Origin of the sequence: Bifidobacterium bohemicum DSM 22767, assembly GCF_000741525.1 — a bacterium.
Lineage (GTDB): Bacteria > Actinomycetota > Actinomycetes > Actinomycetales > Bifidobacteriaceae > Bifidobacterium > Bifidobacterium bohemicum.
Map to the genome: position 1 here is coordinate 466039 of NZ_JGYP01000002.1, position 14818 is coordinate 480856.

Annotated in this window: 7 protein-coding genes; 4 read left to right on the top strand and 3 right to left on the bottom strand. The window is 60.6% G+C overall.

Annotation, left to right across the window (positions count from 1 at the left end):
- The first annotated feature begins 56 nt into the window (after positions 1-56).
- From BBOH_RS04190 to BBOH_RS04205, 4 genes are all read left to right on the top strand, one after another.
- Positions 57-1340 carry a DUF58 domain-containing protein gene (locus BBOH_RS04190; RefSeq protein WP_081930327.1) on the top strand — a complete coding sequence of 428 codons (1284 nt, stop codon included), beginning with the start codon at positions 57-59 and terminating at the stop codon, positions 1338-1340.
- Positions 1337-3874, top strand: a complete 2538-nt coding sequence (locus BBOH_RS04195) for a transglutaminase TgpA family protein (RefSeq protein WP_074428551.1) — start codon at positions 1337-1339, stop codon at positions 3872-3874. The genes BBOH_RS04190 and BBOH_RS04195 overlap by 4 nt, the downstream gene beginning before the upstream one ends.
- Positions 3871-4746, top strand: a complete 876-nt coding sequence (locus BBOH_RS04200) for a PP2C family protein-serine/threonine phosphatase (RefSeq protein WP_033521714.1) — start codon at positions 3871-3873, stop codon at positions 4744-4746. Before BBOH_RS04195 ends, BBOH_RS04200 begins: the two co-directional genes overlap by 4 nt.
- 145 nt (positions 4747-4891) lie before the next feature.
- Positions 4892-5416: a variant leucine-rich repeat-containing protein gene (locus BBOH_RS04205; protein WP_033521712.1), complete on the top strand. Its 525-nt coding sequence runs from the start codon at positions 4892-4894 to the stop codon at positions 5414-5416.
- Positions 5417-5948: 532 nt separating this feature from the next.
- On the opposite strand, the gene BBOH_RS04210 is transcribed toward BBOH_RS04205, so the two are convergent.
- The 3 genes from BBOH_RS04210 to rpoB form a co-directional block, all read right to left on the bottom strand.
- On the bottom strand, positions 5949-6548 hold the full coding sequence (locus BBOH_RS04210) for an FHA domain-containing protein (RefSeq protein WP_033521709.1): 600 nt from the start codon (positions 6546-6548) through the stop codon (positions 5949-5951).
- 361 nt (positions 6549-6909) lie between these two features.
- Entirely contained in the window at positions 6910-11043 is a 4134-nt protein-coding gene (locus BBOH_RS04215; RefSeq protein ID WP_033521707.1) for a DNA-directed RNA polymerase subunit beta', read from the bottom strand.
- Between the two features lie 89 nt (positions 11044-11132).
- Positions 11133-14696, bottom strand: coding sequence for a DNA-directed RNA polymerase subunit beta (rpoB, locus tag BBOH_RS04220; RefSeq protein ID WP_033521704.1), 3564 nt, complete (start codon positions 14694-14696; stop codon positions 11133-11135).
- Positions 14697-14818 lie beyond the last annotated feature (122 nt).

Here is a 14818-nt window from a genome sequence, read left to right on the forward strand (position 1 = left end):
AAGGCTCGACTCAGATGCATCAACCTCCTTCAGACACAAGGGCCGGATCCACGCCCATGCGCGAGCATCGGCGCCGAGGCGCAGGGCGTCGACGCCCGAGCGGCGACGGCAGGCGACCGCTCGAAAAACTCGTCAACGGCAAGCACGGACCGAAGAATCGCCGCACACTCGTCAAGGCCTTTCACACGGCGCCCGAACGGCTCACCGCCTACATCTCCCCTCTGGGTTGGGCCGTGGGCTCCTTGGGGATCGTATGTCTGGCCGTATTCCCGGTTTTGGGCTGGCATGAGCTGCTGGTGTGCGGCACCATCGCGCTGACGATGTGCCTGGCCGGCGTCATAATGACGCTCGGCAACACAAGATTCAACGCATCGCTCAAGCTGTCGGACGAGCGCATCACCGTGGGCGACATGGTGAGCGTGTCGGTGTCCATCGACAATCCGAGCAGAACCCCGACGGTGAGCGCCGACGGCGACCTTCCCATGGGCGAGGTTCACGAACGCTTCCGTATCACGGCCCTGACACCTGGCAAGAGTCAGCAACGGAATGTGGAATTCCGCGCCACCGCCCGTGCCGTGCTGCCCGTCGGACCTTTGAGAATCTGCAAGGGTGATCCGTTCGGCCTGATCCGCCACGAACGGTCCCTTTCCGATGCCATCAAGGTCTATATCCACCCCAGAACGGTGCGGCTGAACACACTGGACTCAGGCCGATTCCGCGATCTTGAGGGGGGCCCTTCGGGTCAAGTGGTGGATGACGATCTGGACTTCTACGGTCTGAGAGAATACCGTCCCGGCGACGACATACGCAATATCCATTGGCTCTCTTCGGCCAAAACCGGCACGATGATGGTTCGGCAATACGAGGCCACCAAACGCACCGACACCTCGATTACGTTGGGGGTCGACCCGATTGACTACCGCAACGAAAACGAGTTCGAGCTGGCCGTAAGCTTGGCCGCGTCCATCGGAGCGCAATGCCTGTTGCAGGACAGGCCCCTCAAGGCGCAGGCATCAACCCAGGAGTGCAGTCCACACACGGCCACTGAATTTCTCGACTGGACAAGCTCGATTGAGCCCGACCTCGACGAGAACGCCAACCTGGCCATAACCACGTTGAAAAACAGCCCGAACGCATCGTTCTACTTCTTCGTCATCGGCTCGGCCACGAACCTCGCGCGCATCCGACGAGTAGCGTCAGCCCTGCCCAAGGCCTCCGTCTGCATCATGCTGAAGGCCTCCATCGGACAGGAGAGCCTGATCCGACAATACGACGGATTCACAATGGCCACCGTGCCGACGTTGGACGACCTACCGCTGGTCATGGAGGCCCTGAAATGAGCGAATCCGCACCATTACCAGACTTCACCGGCACCCATCTGCCCAACGGCATCGGCACAACGGACGGATCGTGGGCAAGCGCCGCCAGCTCGCCAATCGCGCTGACAACATCGCATACGGATAGGCGTACGGCATTCGTCCCGCGTCGTCGCCCGTGGACGCAGTCACTGACCGCCGTTGCCGTGGTTGCGTTGGTCATCTGTCTTGCCTCGGCCAATCTCATCAGCGTATACGGCAACCCGGTCCTGTGGGCCGTGACGGCCATTCCCGCCGCGGCAATCGGCGCGCTGATCGCACTGGCAGGCATTCAACCCCACCTGAAACTCTGGTGGCAGATCGTCTTTGTCGTCGCAGCACAGTTCATTCTCGGACCGATCGTTGCGCTCAATGACACCACAATCGCGCACATCGTCCCTTCTCCAACCACACTGGCACAGGGCTTCATCCAGACCTTCGGCTCCTTTAAATACGTCATTTCCGTGGCTCCCCCGCTTGGAGGCGGTCAGGGTGCGCTCATGGCTCTCTGGACACTCAACCTTTGGACGGCACTTCTGGCAGGGATCTTCGCAGTGAGCCCGACAAGGGGATTGACCCTGCTCGTCATCGCGCCGTCCATGACCAACCTCGCCGTCAGCGCACTGCTCGGCACAGACGACGGCACGGCTCGAGTGGCATGCGGCGCAATCATCATTCTTTTGCTCATCATATGGCTGTCATACCGTTGGGACACGCTCAACCCCAAGCGGGTCATCAGCGCCATCATCATCGTGGTTATCGCCACAGCACTTGCAGTGGGCGGCACGTTCGTCATTCCCCAGCATCGTCTCACCCTGCGCGACCGCTACACCCCACCCTTCGACCCGCATCAGTACACGAGCCCGCTGAGCGAGATGCGCGCCTACGTGAAATACCACAAAAAGGATACGTTGCTCACCGTCAAAGGGCTTCCCGCCGGCACTCCGGTGCGTTTGGCCGTGATGGATCGCTTCGACGGCAACGTGTGGAATCTCTCCGATTCCTCCGACAACATGGACTCCTCAGACTACCGAAAGGTCGGCAGTCAAATCGCCACCACGGAACGCGGCGAGCGCTACCATGCCACCTTCACCCCGCATAAGGGCCTGGCAACGCAATGGCTTCCGCTGGCCGGAACCGCCACGTCCATCACCTATCCCCACAGCGACTACTACTACAACACCGGCACGCGTTCGGCCATCGTGCCCGAAGGCACACAAGACGGACGCAGCTATCAGGTCACGGGAATCATCGCCCCGACCCCCAGTCCGGCTCAAATCGACTCGGCCGAAGCCGAACATGTGAATCAACCCTCAGCCAAGGACGTGCCGGACAGCGCAGGCAAGTTGGCCACGGCGCTGACCGGCAGGCAGGCAACCGCCGGCAGGACGGCGCAAATCCTGGCAAGGACCCTGAAGACCAAAGGTTGGTTCTCCCACGGCTTGGCAGACGATTATCCCTCATTGCCCGGCCACGGCAACTATCGCATCGACGATATGCTCGGCGGCACGGCGATGGTCGGAGACAGCGAACAGTACGCCTCCGCCATGGCGTTGATGGCTCGCGAGCTTGGTTTGCCCAGCCGCGTGGTTCTTGGCTTCTTGCCCAAGGACAAGGATGGCGAAATATCAAAGTCACGCACCTCGGGCGACAGCAAGGCGGACGCCAAAACCGATTTCACCGGCAACGACATCGAAGCCTGGACCGAAATCAACCTTAAAGGCTATGGTTGGGTCGCCTTCTACCCCACCCCCAAGGAAACGAAGGTCCCCAACAAAAATCAGGACCTGACGCCTCCCAAGCCAAAAGATCTCGTCCGTCAGCCGCCCGTGCCCTTGACCGACCCCCTGCACGACCAGACCCAGGCTCGCGGGCAGTCCGCCTTGGGAGGCGCCGATGTGAACGACGGCAGCGACAATGTGCTGTTCGAACGCGTTCTGCATGTGGCCGGACTCGTCGCAGTGTATGGCAGCCCACTATGGGCGGTTCTGCTGATCTGCGCGGTTATTTTGACCATCAAAGCCATCCAACTCGCCATCCTCAAACGACGTGGCTCACCCAGGGAACGCATCACAGCCGGCTGGCGCATGATCTCCATGTTCGCCCGCCAGAGCGGCGTTCACACCCACGGCACACGGCGCGACCAGGTACGGCAGATCACCGAAGGACTCAACGTTGCTCCAGGCGACCACGCCGAACTCGACGTGTTGTGCCGCGAGGCCGATTGGATCGCATTCTCGGGCGAACCGGCAGCGACCGAGGCGCCGGTGGACTACTGGAAACGCGCCACGGCGGTGAGCGGCCGCATCCATAAGAACCAACCCTTCCTCAAACGGGTACGCGCACGGCTTTCCCTTAAGGGCGTGTTCCACAAGCCTCACGTGAAGCGACTCACGCGGCGGTTTACCGGGTTGTGGAGCAGCGCCGAACGCACCGGCAGAAGTCATCGCGGCGCAAACGACGGAAGTGCAGTCCAACGCCGCATCACCAACGGCAGGAAAAGGAGTCATAAAGCATGATTCGCTCACCAATCAACGTCGGTTTCGGCACTGACATCGGCAAACGCCGCAAAAACAACCAGGACTCGTTTTTCGCCGAGAACGGTGTCTACGTGGTATGCGACGGCATGGGCGGCGGAGTGGCCGGCGAACGTGCAAGCAGGCTGACCGTGGACAGGTTTGCCGCGCTATCCGTCAAGCCGTTTCGCACGGCATACGACACCTCGTTGACGCTGAATGACGCACAACAGGCCGTCCTGAAACTGGGCACGGAATTGAAGGGCGTGTCCGGCACCACCGTAACAGGTGTCATAATGCCGTCCTCGCCTTTCAGAATCGATGACTCGAACCACGAAGTCACGTTCCGTCATATGCCCTCCGACCGGTGGTACGTCATCAATGTCGGCGATTCCCGCACCTATCACATGAAGATTCGTCTTGATGGGGTGCCGACGGCGGAATCATTAAGTCAAATCACCAAGGATCACTCGGAACGCCAAAAAGCCATTGATTCCGGTGTCGTGCCGCCGCAAATCGCCAATGCGGCCATTCCACGCAACATCATCACCCAATGCATCGGCTCGCCCGACGGCATCGCCCCCGATTTCTTCGCCGTCAACGCCTCAGGCAGGTTCATCATCTGCTCGGACGGACTGTATTCGGAAGTCGAAGACGCACGGATCGGTGCCATTGCCCAGGCCAACCCCGATCCGCAACAGGCGGCCGATGCGTTGATGGCCGCGGCGCTCGATGCAGGCGGTCACGATAATGTCACCGTCATCGTTCTTGATGCCGGGCCGGACGCCACAGGCTGCTGGGAGGCTTCAAAACTAGCGAAAGGAGAAGAGCTCGAAGCCATCAGCGACACGACGCTCGATGGACGCCGCACATGAATGCCCCTCCGGCTGGACCATCGAAATAACATTTCATGGCAAAACCTGAGCACAGCCAATTACGATGAGCATATTATGATGACAGTAACGTTGATTTTGCATTGTCCGTCATCCCACCATCAAGAAAGTGAAGTGAACAGTTCAAATGGTCGATTATGATACCGCCGTCGCTACCGTGCAGGACCAAAACGCCGACCCCGTACTTCTGGCAAAGATCGCCTACGAAAACCCTGATTTCGGCGCCAATGTAGCCGCCAATCCGCGTGCATACCCCGGCTTGAAACGCTGGCTGGCCGAATTCGGGGACGACCGAGCCAAGCAGACTCTCAGCGCCATGGGATTCAACGCGTCCGCCAGCGCAGAACAACAGGCGCAAGCCGTTTATAATGAGCCCAGCAACGATCTGAACCAGATGGCTGACCCGCAACCGGCGACTCCGACGAATGCCCAGCCTCAGCAATCGGTAGCCACCAACCCCTATGGTTTTACCGCCGAACAAGCGCTTGACCCCAACACGGATCAGCTGACCATAGCAAGGATTGCGCAGTATGCGCCGGAACTGCGTCCATGCCTCGCCCGCAACCCGAACACCTACCCCGAGCTGTTGGACTGGCTTGCAAAGCTTGGCGACCCGGCCATCAACGCGGCCTTGGCCTCGCGTGGGCAGTGAGTTCAACCGCCTCAGTTTTATGGGCAGGGCCGGCATCGGGCGACCGCTTGATGCCGGCCCTTCAAAAATACCGGGATATCGCCAGCACGACGATGCCGCGTCCCGGTCGAATTGATGTGATTCCGCTCGATGACGTGAAACATGTGCCAGTGGATGCCTTCCCAACGCCTTTTCAAAGGTTCAAACCCACGCACGCCCCGACACGCAGCCTCAGGCCCGACACAGGCCACACAAACCCGGACATACTCCGCACACCAGACCCGGCCGCAATTGCGACAGGTAGCCCTCTGGTTGCGACAAGTCATCAATCGCGCCTCCGGTCGCCTCACAGCGTTGTGCGCTTCTTTATTTCGAACGGCACGGTAGGACCGTTCACCTGTTGCGTTCGCGCCGACCGGCTTTGACGGCAAGCCGTCGCAGAGTCTGGACGGGCATAAGGCCGCACCCGACGGCAGACCGCAAACCAGCCGTTGGATCAACATCAGCCAACACCGTCACGGCAATTCGTCCAACCGATATCGAATCGCCAAAATCATGCCTGAGTCAACCGGAAGAACTGATCGCCGATCCGTATCGTGCCGGGAACGGTCAGCCGCACGGCACTGCCCTTGACTTGTTGCTCCTTGTCATCGACGATAACAAAGGTTCCGTTCAGGGAACCGTAATCCTCAATCCACAACGACCCGTCCTTGTCGAAGCTGACCGCGGCATGATTGCGCGAAACGGTGCGTGTGGGATCATCCAATTTAATCGACATGACACCTTCAGGCACCGTGGCCGACACCCTGCGGCCAAGTAATGCACTCTTGTCCAAAAGGATGTCCTGCCCGGTTACATCATTGTGCAAGCGGTATCGTTTCCGGGGAGCATCCTGCAGGAACGTGGACGAAAGAACGGTGCCATCCCAATCCTCGATATCGCCATCCGAGTTCACTTCCGGCCCCGAATAAGACTCCTCCTGATGACCGGCAGTCTGTACGGCCAGACCGTCCAACGTCGGGATGACATTCGTCCCCGTTGTCTGAACCTGTCCGGTCGATGCCTCGACCGAGACAGCGTGGCACGAAACAACAGCGTTATCGTCGTCATACCAGCCGAACTCCGGTGGCGGCGGGAATGGTAAAGCAGTCATAGTGCCACATTATCCCATTCCGGAAACATTGCCACGCAGACGCAAGTCCCCCACAACAAATCCAGCCCCCCCCTCCTACCCCACCGCCAGCTGTGAGCTGAGGGTGATTGCTCCCTTGTAATAAACTCCGTCTCTTCCTAGCCCCGATCACTTGGATCGCCTATCCGCTTTCGACATAACGGATCCGCCCAACAACCGCATTCGAGCTTGACACCGCTTTCAATGAACCGTAATGGTGATTACGGTTACAAGGTCAGGCGCAGATACGCGTTTGCCCCGGGCATCACGGGGATGCACCGGGGCAAAACGTTAGTGTTCAGACGAACCACCGATTCAGGCGGTTCGACTTACGCAGCCGGTCTCAGTCCTGTGAGGAGCCTAGATCCGCGTCACCGGCACCGAAGTTGTCGTCAGAGCCGGCACCCGAGCCGAAGGCGGCGTTGATACCGGAATCATTGCCAGACGCCGAGTCGTCACCGAAGTCGCCCAGACCACCCAGGTCCTCCTGACCACCCTGATCATTGAGGAAGTCATCAGGGTTGAAGTCCTCACCAAGCTTCAGGTCGCCGAAGTCGATGTTCGAGAAGTCCACATCGTCCATGCCACCCTCACCGAAGGCGCCATTCATGTCGTCACCACCCAAACCGAAGTTCGGGTAGATCGTGTCGCGGATGGCCTTGTCGGGCTCGACGGTCGCGTTGCGATACCGCGCCAGGCCGGTGCCGGCCGGGATGAGCTTACCGATGATGACGTTCTCCTTCAAGCCCTTGAGCTCGTCGGACTTCTGCTCGAGAGCGGCCTCGGTCAGGACACGCGTGGTCTCCTGGAAGGACGCTGCCGACAGCCACGAATCGGTGGCCAGCGACGCCTTGGTGATGCCCAGCAGCTCGGGACGACCCGCGGCCGGCTTGCCGCCGGCCTTGACGGCCGCAAGGTTCGCCTCACGGAACTTCGCCTGATCGACCAACTCGCCCGGCAGAAGCGCCGTGGTGCCGGAGTCGATCACCGTGATACGGCGAAGCATCTGGTGGACGATGACCTCGATGTGCTTGTCGTGGATGTCCACACCCTGGGAGCGGTACACGTCGTGCACACCCTCCACGATGTTGACCTGAGCGGCACGAGGTCCAAGAATGCGCAGAATCTTCTTCGGGTCGATGGAACCTTCGATCAGCTGCGTACCGGTTTCGACATGGTCGCCATCATGCACCATAAGCGGGGCGCGACGCGTCACCGGATAAGTAATCGCCTCGATGGAGGTGTCGTCCGGAGTAAGCGTGACCTCGCGGCCGTGGTCGGTGTCCTCCACCTTGACGGTGCCGGGGTATTCCGCGATCGGAGCTTCGCCCTTAGGCGTACGTGCTTCGAAAAGCTCGGTGACACGAGGCAGACCCTGGGTGATATCGGAAGCCGAAGCCACGCCGCCTGAGTGGAAGGAACGAAGCGTCAACTGCGTACCAGGCTCGCCGATGGACTGGGCCGCGACAATACCAACGGCCTCACCCACATCCACCAAGCGGTTCGTGGCCAAGGACCAGCCGTAGCACTTCGCGCACACGCCGCGCTTGGACTCGCAGGTCAGCACGGAACGCGCCTTGACCTCCTCGACGCCATGCGCCACAAGGTCACGCAGCACATCCATCGACAAGGCGTCGTCGCGCTTGTACAGCACGGTCTTGCCGTCAGCCGGATCGAGGACATCCTCGGCAAGCAGACGCGAGTAAGGGCCGCCGTCAGCGGCCTTGACCAGCACCAGGTTGCCGTTCTCATCGCGTTCACCGACCTTCATCATCAGACCCTTGGTGGTGCCGCAATCCTCGTCGCGAACGATGACCTCCTGCGCGACGTCCACCAGACGACGGGTGAGGTAGCCGGATTCGGCGGTACGAAGTGCGGTATCGGCCAGACCCTTACGGGCGCCGTGCTGGGAGATGAAGTACTCCAACACGGACAGGCCCTCGCGGTAGTTCGACTTGACCGGGCGGGAGATGATCTCGCCCTTCGGGTTCGCCACCAGTCCTCGCATGCCTGAGATCTGGCGGATCTGCATCCAGTTGCCTCGCGCCCCGGACTGCACCATGATGTTGACGTTGTTGTCGTCCTTGAAGTTGTCGCGCATGGAGTCGGCCACCTTGTCGGTGCACTCGGTCCACAGGTTGATCAGCTCCTGACGACGCTCCTCCTCGGTCAACGTACCCAACTCGTAGTTGTCGTTGATCTTGTCGGACTGCGCCTCGTAATCCTTGATGATGTCCTCGCGGTCCGAAGGCTCCACGATATCAGAGAACGACATGGTCACGCCGGACCACGGAGCGCGGGTGAAGCCCAAATCCTTCAACGCGTCGAGGGTGGCCGCGACTTGCGCCGTCGAATAACGCGTCGCGATATCATCGACGATGGTCGAAAGCCTGCCCTTGGCGACCTGCTCGTTGATGAACGGATAATCGGTGGGCAGGGTCTCGTTGAACTGCAACAGACCCATGGAGGTCGCGAACAGGACGGAACCGTCGGCGAACCGTTCTTCCTTCACGACGTCCGGGCTGCCCGGCTCCGGATCGATGACTTTGAGCTCACTGGGTTCCCAACCGGTCGGCAACACGAACTCCTTGGGCAGGCGCACGAGCACCTTGGCCTGGACGTCCACGTCATGACGATCCACGGCCATCTGCAACTCATCTATGGATCCGAGCACACGACCCTGTCCCTTGGCGCCTTCCACGACGGTGGAAAGATAGTACAGACCCAGAATCATATCCTGGGACGGCATCGTGACCGTGTGGCCATCTGCCGGCTTAAGGATATTGTCGGAGGCCATCATCAAAGAACGCGCCTCGGCCTGCGCCTCAACGCTCAGCGGAAGATGGACTGCCATCTGGTCGCCGTCGAAGTCCGCGTTGAATGCGGCGCATGCGAGCGGCGGCAGGTGAATCGCCTTGCCTTCGACCAGGATCGGTTCGAAGGCCTGGATGCCCAGACGGTGCAAGGTAGGCGCACGGTTGAGCAGAACAGGGTGCTCGCTGATGACGTCTTCGAGCACGTCCCACACCGAGGAATCGGCACGATCCACAAGACGCTTGGCGCTCTTCATATTCTGCGCGTAGTTCTGCTCCACGAGCTTCTTGATGACGAAGGGCTTGAACAGCTCCAGGGCCATGGGCTTAGGCAGGCCACACTGGTGCATGCGCAGCGAAGGACCGACCACGATCACGGAACGGCCGGAGTAGTCCACGCGTTTGCCGAGAAGGTTCTGACGGAAACGACCCTGCTTGCCCTTGAGCATATCCGACAGGGACTTCAGGGGGCGGTTCGAAGCGCCCGTGACGGGGCGTCCGCGACGGCCGTTGTCGAGCAGCGAATCCACGGCCTCCTGAAGCATGCGCTTCTCGTTGTTGAGCATGATCTCGGGCGCACCCAGCTCAATCAACCGCTTCAAACGGTTGTTGCGGTTGATGACGCGACGGTACAAGTCGTTGAGGTCGGATGTGGCGAAACGGCCACCGTCGAGCTGCACCATAGGACGCAGATCCGGCGGGATGACCGGAATCGCGTCCAACACCATGGACTCAGGCTTGTTTCCGGTGGACAGGAACGCGTTGACGACCTTCAGGCGCTTCAACGCACGGGCCTTGCGCTGACCGGTACCGGTGTCGATTTCGGAACGGAGCTGCTTGGCCGCCCCCTCAAGGTCGAAGTCCTGCAGGCGCTTCTTGATGGCCTCGGCGCCCATGCAACCCTCGAAATAGTCGCCGTAACGATCGACCATTTCCTGCCAAAGGTCCACATCGCCTTCCATGTCGCCAGGCTGCAGGCCTTTGAAACGGTCGAACACGGCGTTCAGGCGCTGCACCTGGTCGTCGTAGCGCTGGCGGATGGCCGCCATCTCACGCTCGGCGGAGTTCCTGAGCTTGGACTTGGCCCCGCCCTTCGCATCGTCACTGGCCTCGAGCTCGGCCAAGTCGTTTTCGAGTTTCTTGGCGCGCTCCTCCACCTCATTGTCACGACGCTTCAGCAGTTGCGCGATCTCGGTATCGAACTCGTCCTGCAGATCGGGCAGATCCTGATGACGCTGCTCCTCATCGACGCTTGTGACCATGTAGGCCGCGAAATAGATGACCTTCTCAAGATCCTTCGGGGCGATGTCGAGCAGGTAGCCCAAACGGCTCGGCACGCCTTTGAAGAACCAGATATGAGTCACGGGAGCCGCAAGCTCGATGTGCCCCATACGCTCACGACGAACGCGCGAACGGGTCACCTCGACCCCACAGCGCTCGCAGACGATTCCCTTAAAGCGCACGCGCTTGTATTTGCCGCAGGCGCACTCCCAGTCACGGGTCGGTCCGAAGATCTGCTCGCCGAACAAGCCGTCCTTTTCCGGCTTCAAGGTTCGGTAATTAATGGTTTCCGGCTTCTTGACTTCGCCGTAGCTCCAGTTGTGGATGTCCTCGGTGGTCGCGAGGCCGATCCTCAATTTATCAAATGCGTTGACGTCCAGCACTCTTTTGTCCTGTCTTCCAATTGGTTCAAATCACGATGGTTTGCCCTCCCGTGTCCGGTGTAATCACCGGAGCCACGGAAGGATTTGGGTCAGCGGTATTCCGGCTGGGGAGCTGCCTGATCGTCCTTGGCGGCGGCGTCGGGACGCGCGCCGATGTTGAAGCCAAGGTCATGCGAGGACGAGGTCGGGTCGTCTTCGGCGTCGTTGAGGTCGATCGCCACACCGTCGGCGTTGAGGACTTCGACGTTCAGCGAAAGCGACTGCATCTCCTTGACCAGCACCTTGAAGGACTCGGGAATGCCGGCCGGCGGCAGGCTGTCGCCCTTCACGATTGCGCCGTAGGCGCGCACGCGGCCGTCCACATCGTCGGACTTGGTGGTCATCATCTCGTGCAACGTGTACGCGGCACCGTAGGCTTCCAGAGCCCACACCTCCATCTCACCGAAACGCTGGCCGCCGAACTGGGCCTTGCCGCCGAGAGGCTGCTGGGTGATCATGGAGTAGGGACCGGTGGAACGGGCGTGAATCTTGTCGTCCACAAGGTGATGCAGCTTGAGCATGTACATGTACCCCACGGAAATCGGCTTGGGGAACGGTTCGCCGGTGCGGCCGTCGTAGAGCGTGGCCTTGCCGTCCTCGCCGACAAGCTTGTTGCCGTCGCGGTCGGGAAGGGTGCTGCGCAGCAGGCCCTGAATCACATCGGGACGCACGCCGTCGAACACGGGGGTGGCCACCGGAGTGCCGGGCTCGCCGCTTTCGGCGCCCTGCGGCACACGCTTCTTCCACTCGGCCTCCATGTTCGGGTCGAGTTTGATGTCCCAGCCGGCGTGGGCGATCCAACCCAGATGCAACTCAAGCACCTGACCGAGGTTCATACGGCTAGGCACACCCAACGGGTTGAGCATGATGTCGACCGGCGTGCCATCTGCGAGGAACGGCATATCCTCCTCGGGCAGAATGCGCGAAATGCAGCCCTTATTGCCGTGACGGCCGGAGAGCTTGTCGCCCACCGTGATCTTGCGGTGCTGGGCGATGTACACACGAATCATCGAATTGACACCGTTAGGCAGCTCATCGCCGTCCTCCTCGGCCTCATCGCGGGTGATCTCCTTGATGGAGATGACCGTGCCGGACTCACCGTGAGGCACGCGCAGCGAGGTGTCACGCACCTCACGGCTCTTCTCGCCGAAGATGGCGCGGAGCAGACGCTCCTCAGGGGTCAGCTCGGTCTCGCCCTTCGGGGTGACCTTGCCGACCAGAATGTCGCCGGCCTCGACCTCGGCGCCGATGCGGATGATGCCGCGCTCGTCAAGGTTCGCCACTGCGTCCTCGCCGACGTTCGGCAGGTCACGGGTGATCTCTTCGGCACCAAGCTTGGTGTCACGGGCGTCGATTTCGTATTCCTCGATGTGGATGGAGGACAACGTGTCGTCGCGCACCAGACGCTGCGAAATGATGACGGCGTCCTCGTAGTTGTAGCCGTTCCACGGCATGAACGCGACCAGCACGTTCTTGCCCAAGGCCAGATCGCCCTTTTCGGTGGCCGGGCCGTCCGCCAGGACGCTGCCGCGCTCGACGCGCTCGCCATCCTTGACCAACGGGCGCTGGTTGTAGTTCGTTGTCTGGTTGGAACGCTGGAACTTCGCCAGTTTGTAACTGGACTGGGTGCCGTCGTCATTCGTGACACGAATGATATCAGCGGAAACGTAGCTAACCACGCCATCCTTTTGGGCCAGGATCGTGTCTCCGGAATCGTAGGCGGTGCGCCATTCCGAACCGGTGCCCACCAGCGGGCGCTCGGACTGGACGAGCGGCACGGCCTGACGCTGCATGTTGGTGCCCATGAGTGCTCGGTGACCCTCGTCGTGCTCCAGGAACGGAATCAGCGAAGCACCCACCGACACCATCTGACGCGGTGAAACGTCCATGTAATCCACTTGGCTGACCGGCACATCGACAGCCTCATCCTCACCGGACCGCGCCAAAGCGGTCTTAGAGACGAAGTCGCCGTTCTCGTCCAGCTCCTGATTGGCTTGGGCGATGACGTGCTCGGAATCACGATCTGCGGTCATGTACTCGATTTCGTCGGTGACATGGCCGTCGACGACCTTGCGGTACGGAGTCTCGATGAAACCGAACGGGTTGACGCGCCCGAAAGTCGCCAAAGAGCCGATCAGACCGATGTTCGGGCCTTCAGGGGACTCGATCGGGCACATGCGACCAAAGTGGGACGGGTGAACGTCTCGGACCTCCATGGAGGCACGATCCCGGGACAGACCGCCGGGGCCCAGAGCCGACAGACGACGCTTGTTGGTCACGCCGGAAAGCGGGTTGTTCTGATCCATGAACTGGCTCAGCTGTGAGGTTCCGAAGAACTCCTTGATCGTCGCGTTCACAGGGCGGATGTTAATCAGTGACTGCGGAGTGATGGATTCGGCGTCCTGAGTGGTCATACGCTCACGGACCACGCGCTCCATACGACTCAGGCCGGTGCGCAGCTGGTTCTGAATCAGCTCGCCCACCTGACGGATGCGACGGTTGCCGAAGTGGTCGATATCGTCCACGTCCACACGCAAATCCACGTCCTTGCCGCCACGCTTACCCGGGAAGGTCTTGTTTCCGGCGTGCAAAGCGGTCAGGTACTTGATGGTCGCGATGATGTCCTCGCGGCTCAGGGCGCGGTCGGAGGGGTCAATCTCCAGGCCGAGCTTGCGGTTGATCTTGTAGCGGCCCACGCGAGCCAAGTCATAACGATGTGTATTGAAATAGAAGGATTCCAAAAGGTTGCGGCCCGCTTCGGGCGACGCGGCGTCGGCCGGGCGAATCTTGCGGTAGAGGTCGGTCAAAGCCTCGTCCTGCGTCTCGATCGGCTCCTTATCAAGGGCTTCAAGCACCAACGGATAATCCTTGAACGCCTTGGCGATCTCGGGCTTCGTCATGCCGATGGCCATAAGGAAGACGATCGCGGACTGCTTGCGCTTGCGATCCACACGCACGCCGAGCTGGTCGCGCTTGTCGATTTCGAACTCCAACCATGCACCACGGCTGGGGATGATCTTCGCGCCGAAGACCTCCTTGTCGGAGGTGCGGTCCGGGGTGCGGTCGAAGTAGACGCCCGGGGAGCGGACAAGCTGCGAGACGATGACGCGCTCGGTGCCGCCGATGATGAAGGTGCCGTGCGGGGTCTGCAACGGGAAGTCTCCCATGAACACCGTCTGGCTCTTGATCTCGCCGGTGTCGCCGTTTTCGAATTCCGCGTTGACGTAGAGCGGCGCGGAGTAGGTGTAGTCCTTCTCCTTGCACTCCTCGACGGTGTGACGCGGCTCCTCGAAGTACGGGTCCGAGAAGGTCAGGCTCATGGTCTGCGCGAAGTTCTCGATTGGCGAAATCTCCTCGAAGACCTCTTCGAGACCGGAGGTGTGGGCCACCTCGTTGGTGCCGGCCTTGATGTCCGCCTCGGCCTTCCTCTTCCAGCGCTCGTTGCCGATCAGCCAATCGAAGCTGTCGGTCTGCACCCCAAGGAGGTAGGGTACGTCGATGGGTTCCTTGATGGAACCGAAATTCACACGGTCCGATGCCTTGTGCACTTCGATATCGTGCTGGTCGGCGCGTGCGATGACTTGTGTGGTGTTCGTCTTGAGCTTAGTAGCCAATGGACGTTCCTTATCGCTTGCTTGTTCTGTACTTTCCAAACCGTAAGCAAACACCCTCAAAGCCGCTATATACTTTGAGTACGCGGGCGCTCCCTCACTGTAAGCATGCCCGCAATATGACA

Bases quoted from the DNA above. Each gene is read 5' to 3' on its own strand.
- BBOH_RS04205 (WP_033521712.1), top strand. From the start codon at position 4,892: ATGGTCGATTATGATACCGCCGTCGCTACCGTGCAGGACCAAAACGCC.
- BBOH_RS04195 (WP_074428551.1), top strand. From the start codon at position 1,337: ATGAGCGAATCCGCACCATTACCAGACTTCACCGGCACCCATCTGCCC.
- BBOH_RS04200 (WP_033521714.1), top strand. From the start codon at position 3,871: ATGATTCGCTCACCAATCAACGTCGGTTTCGGCACTGACATCGGCAAA.
- BBOH_RS04210 (WP_033521709.1), bottom strand. From the start codon at position 6,548: ATGACTGCTTTACCATTCCCGCCGCCACCGGAGTTCGGCTGGTATGAC.
- BBOH_RS04190 (WP_081930327.1), top strand. From the start codon at position 57: ATGCGCGAGCATCGGCGCCGAGGCGCAGGGCGTCGACGCCCGAGCGGC.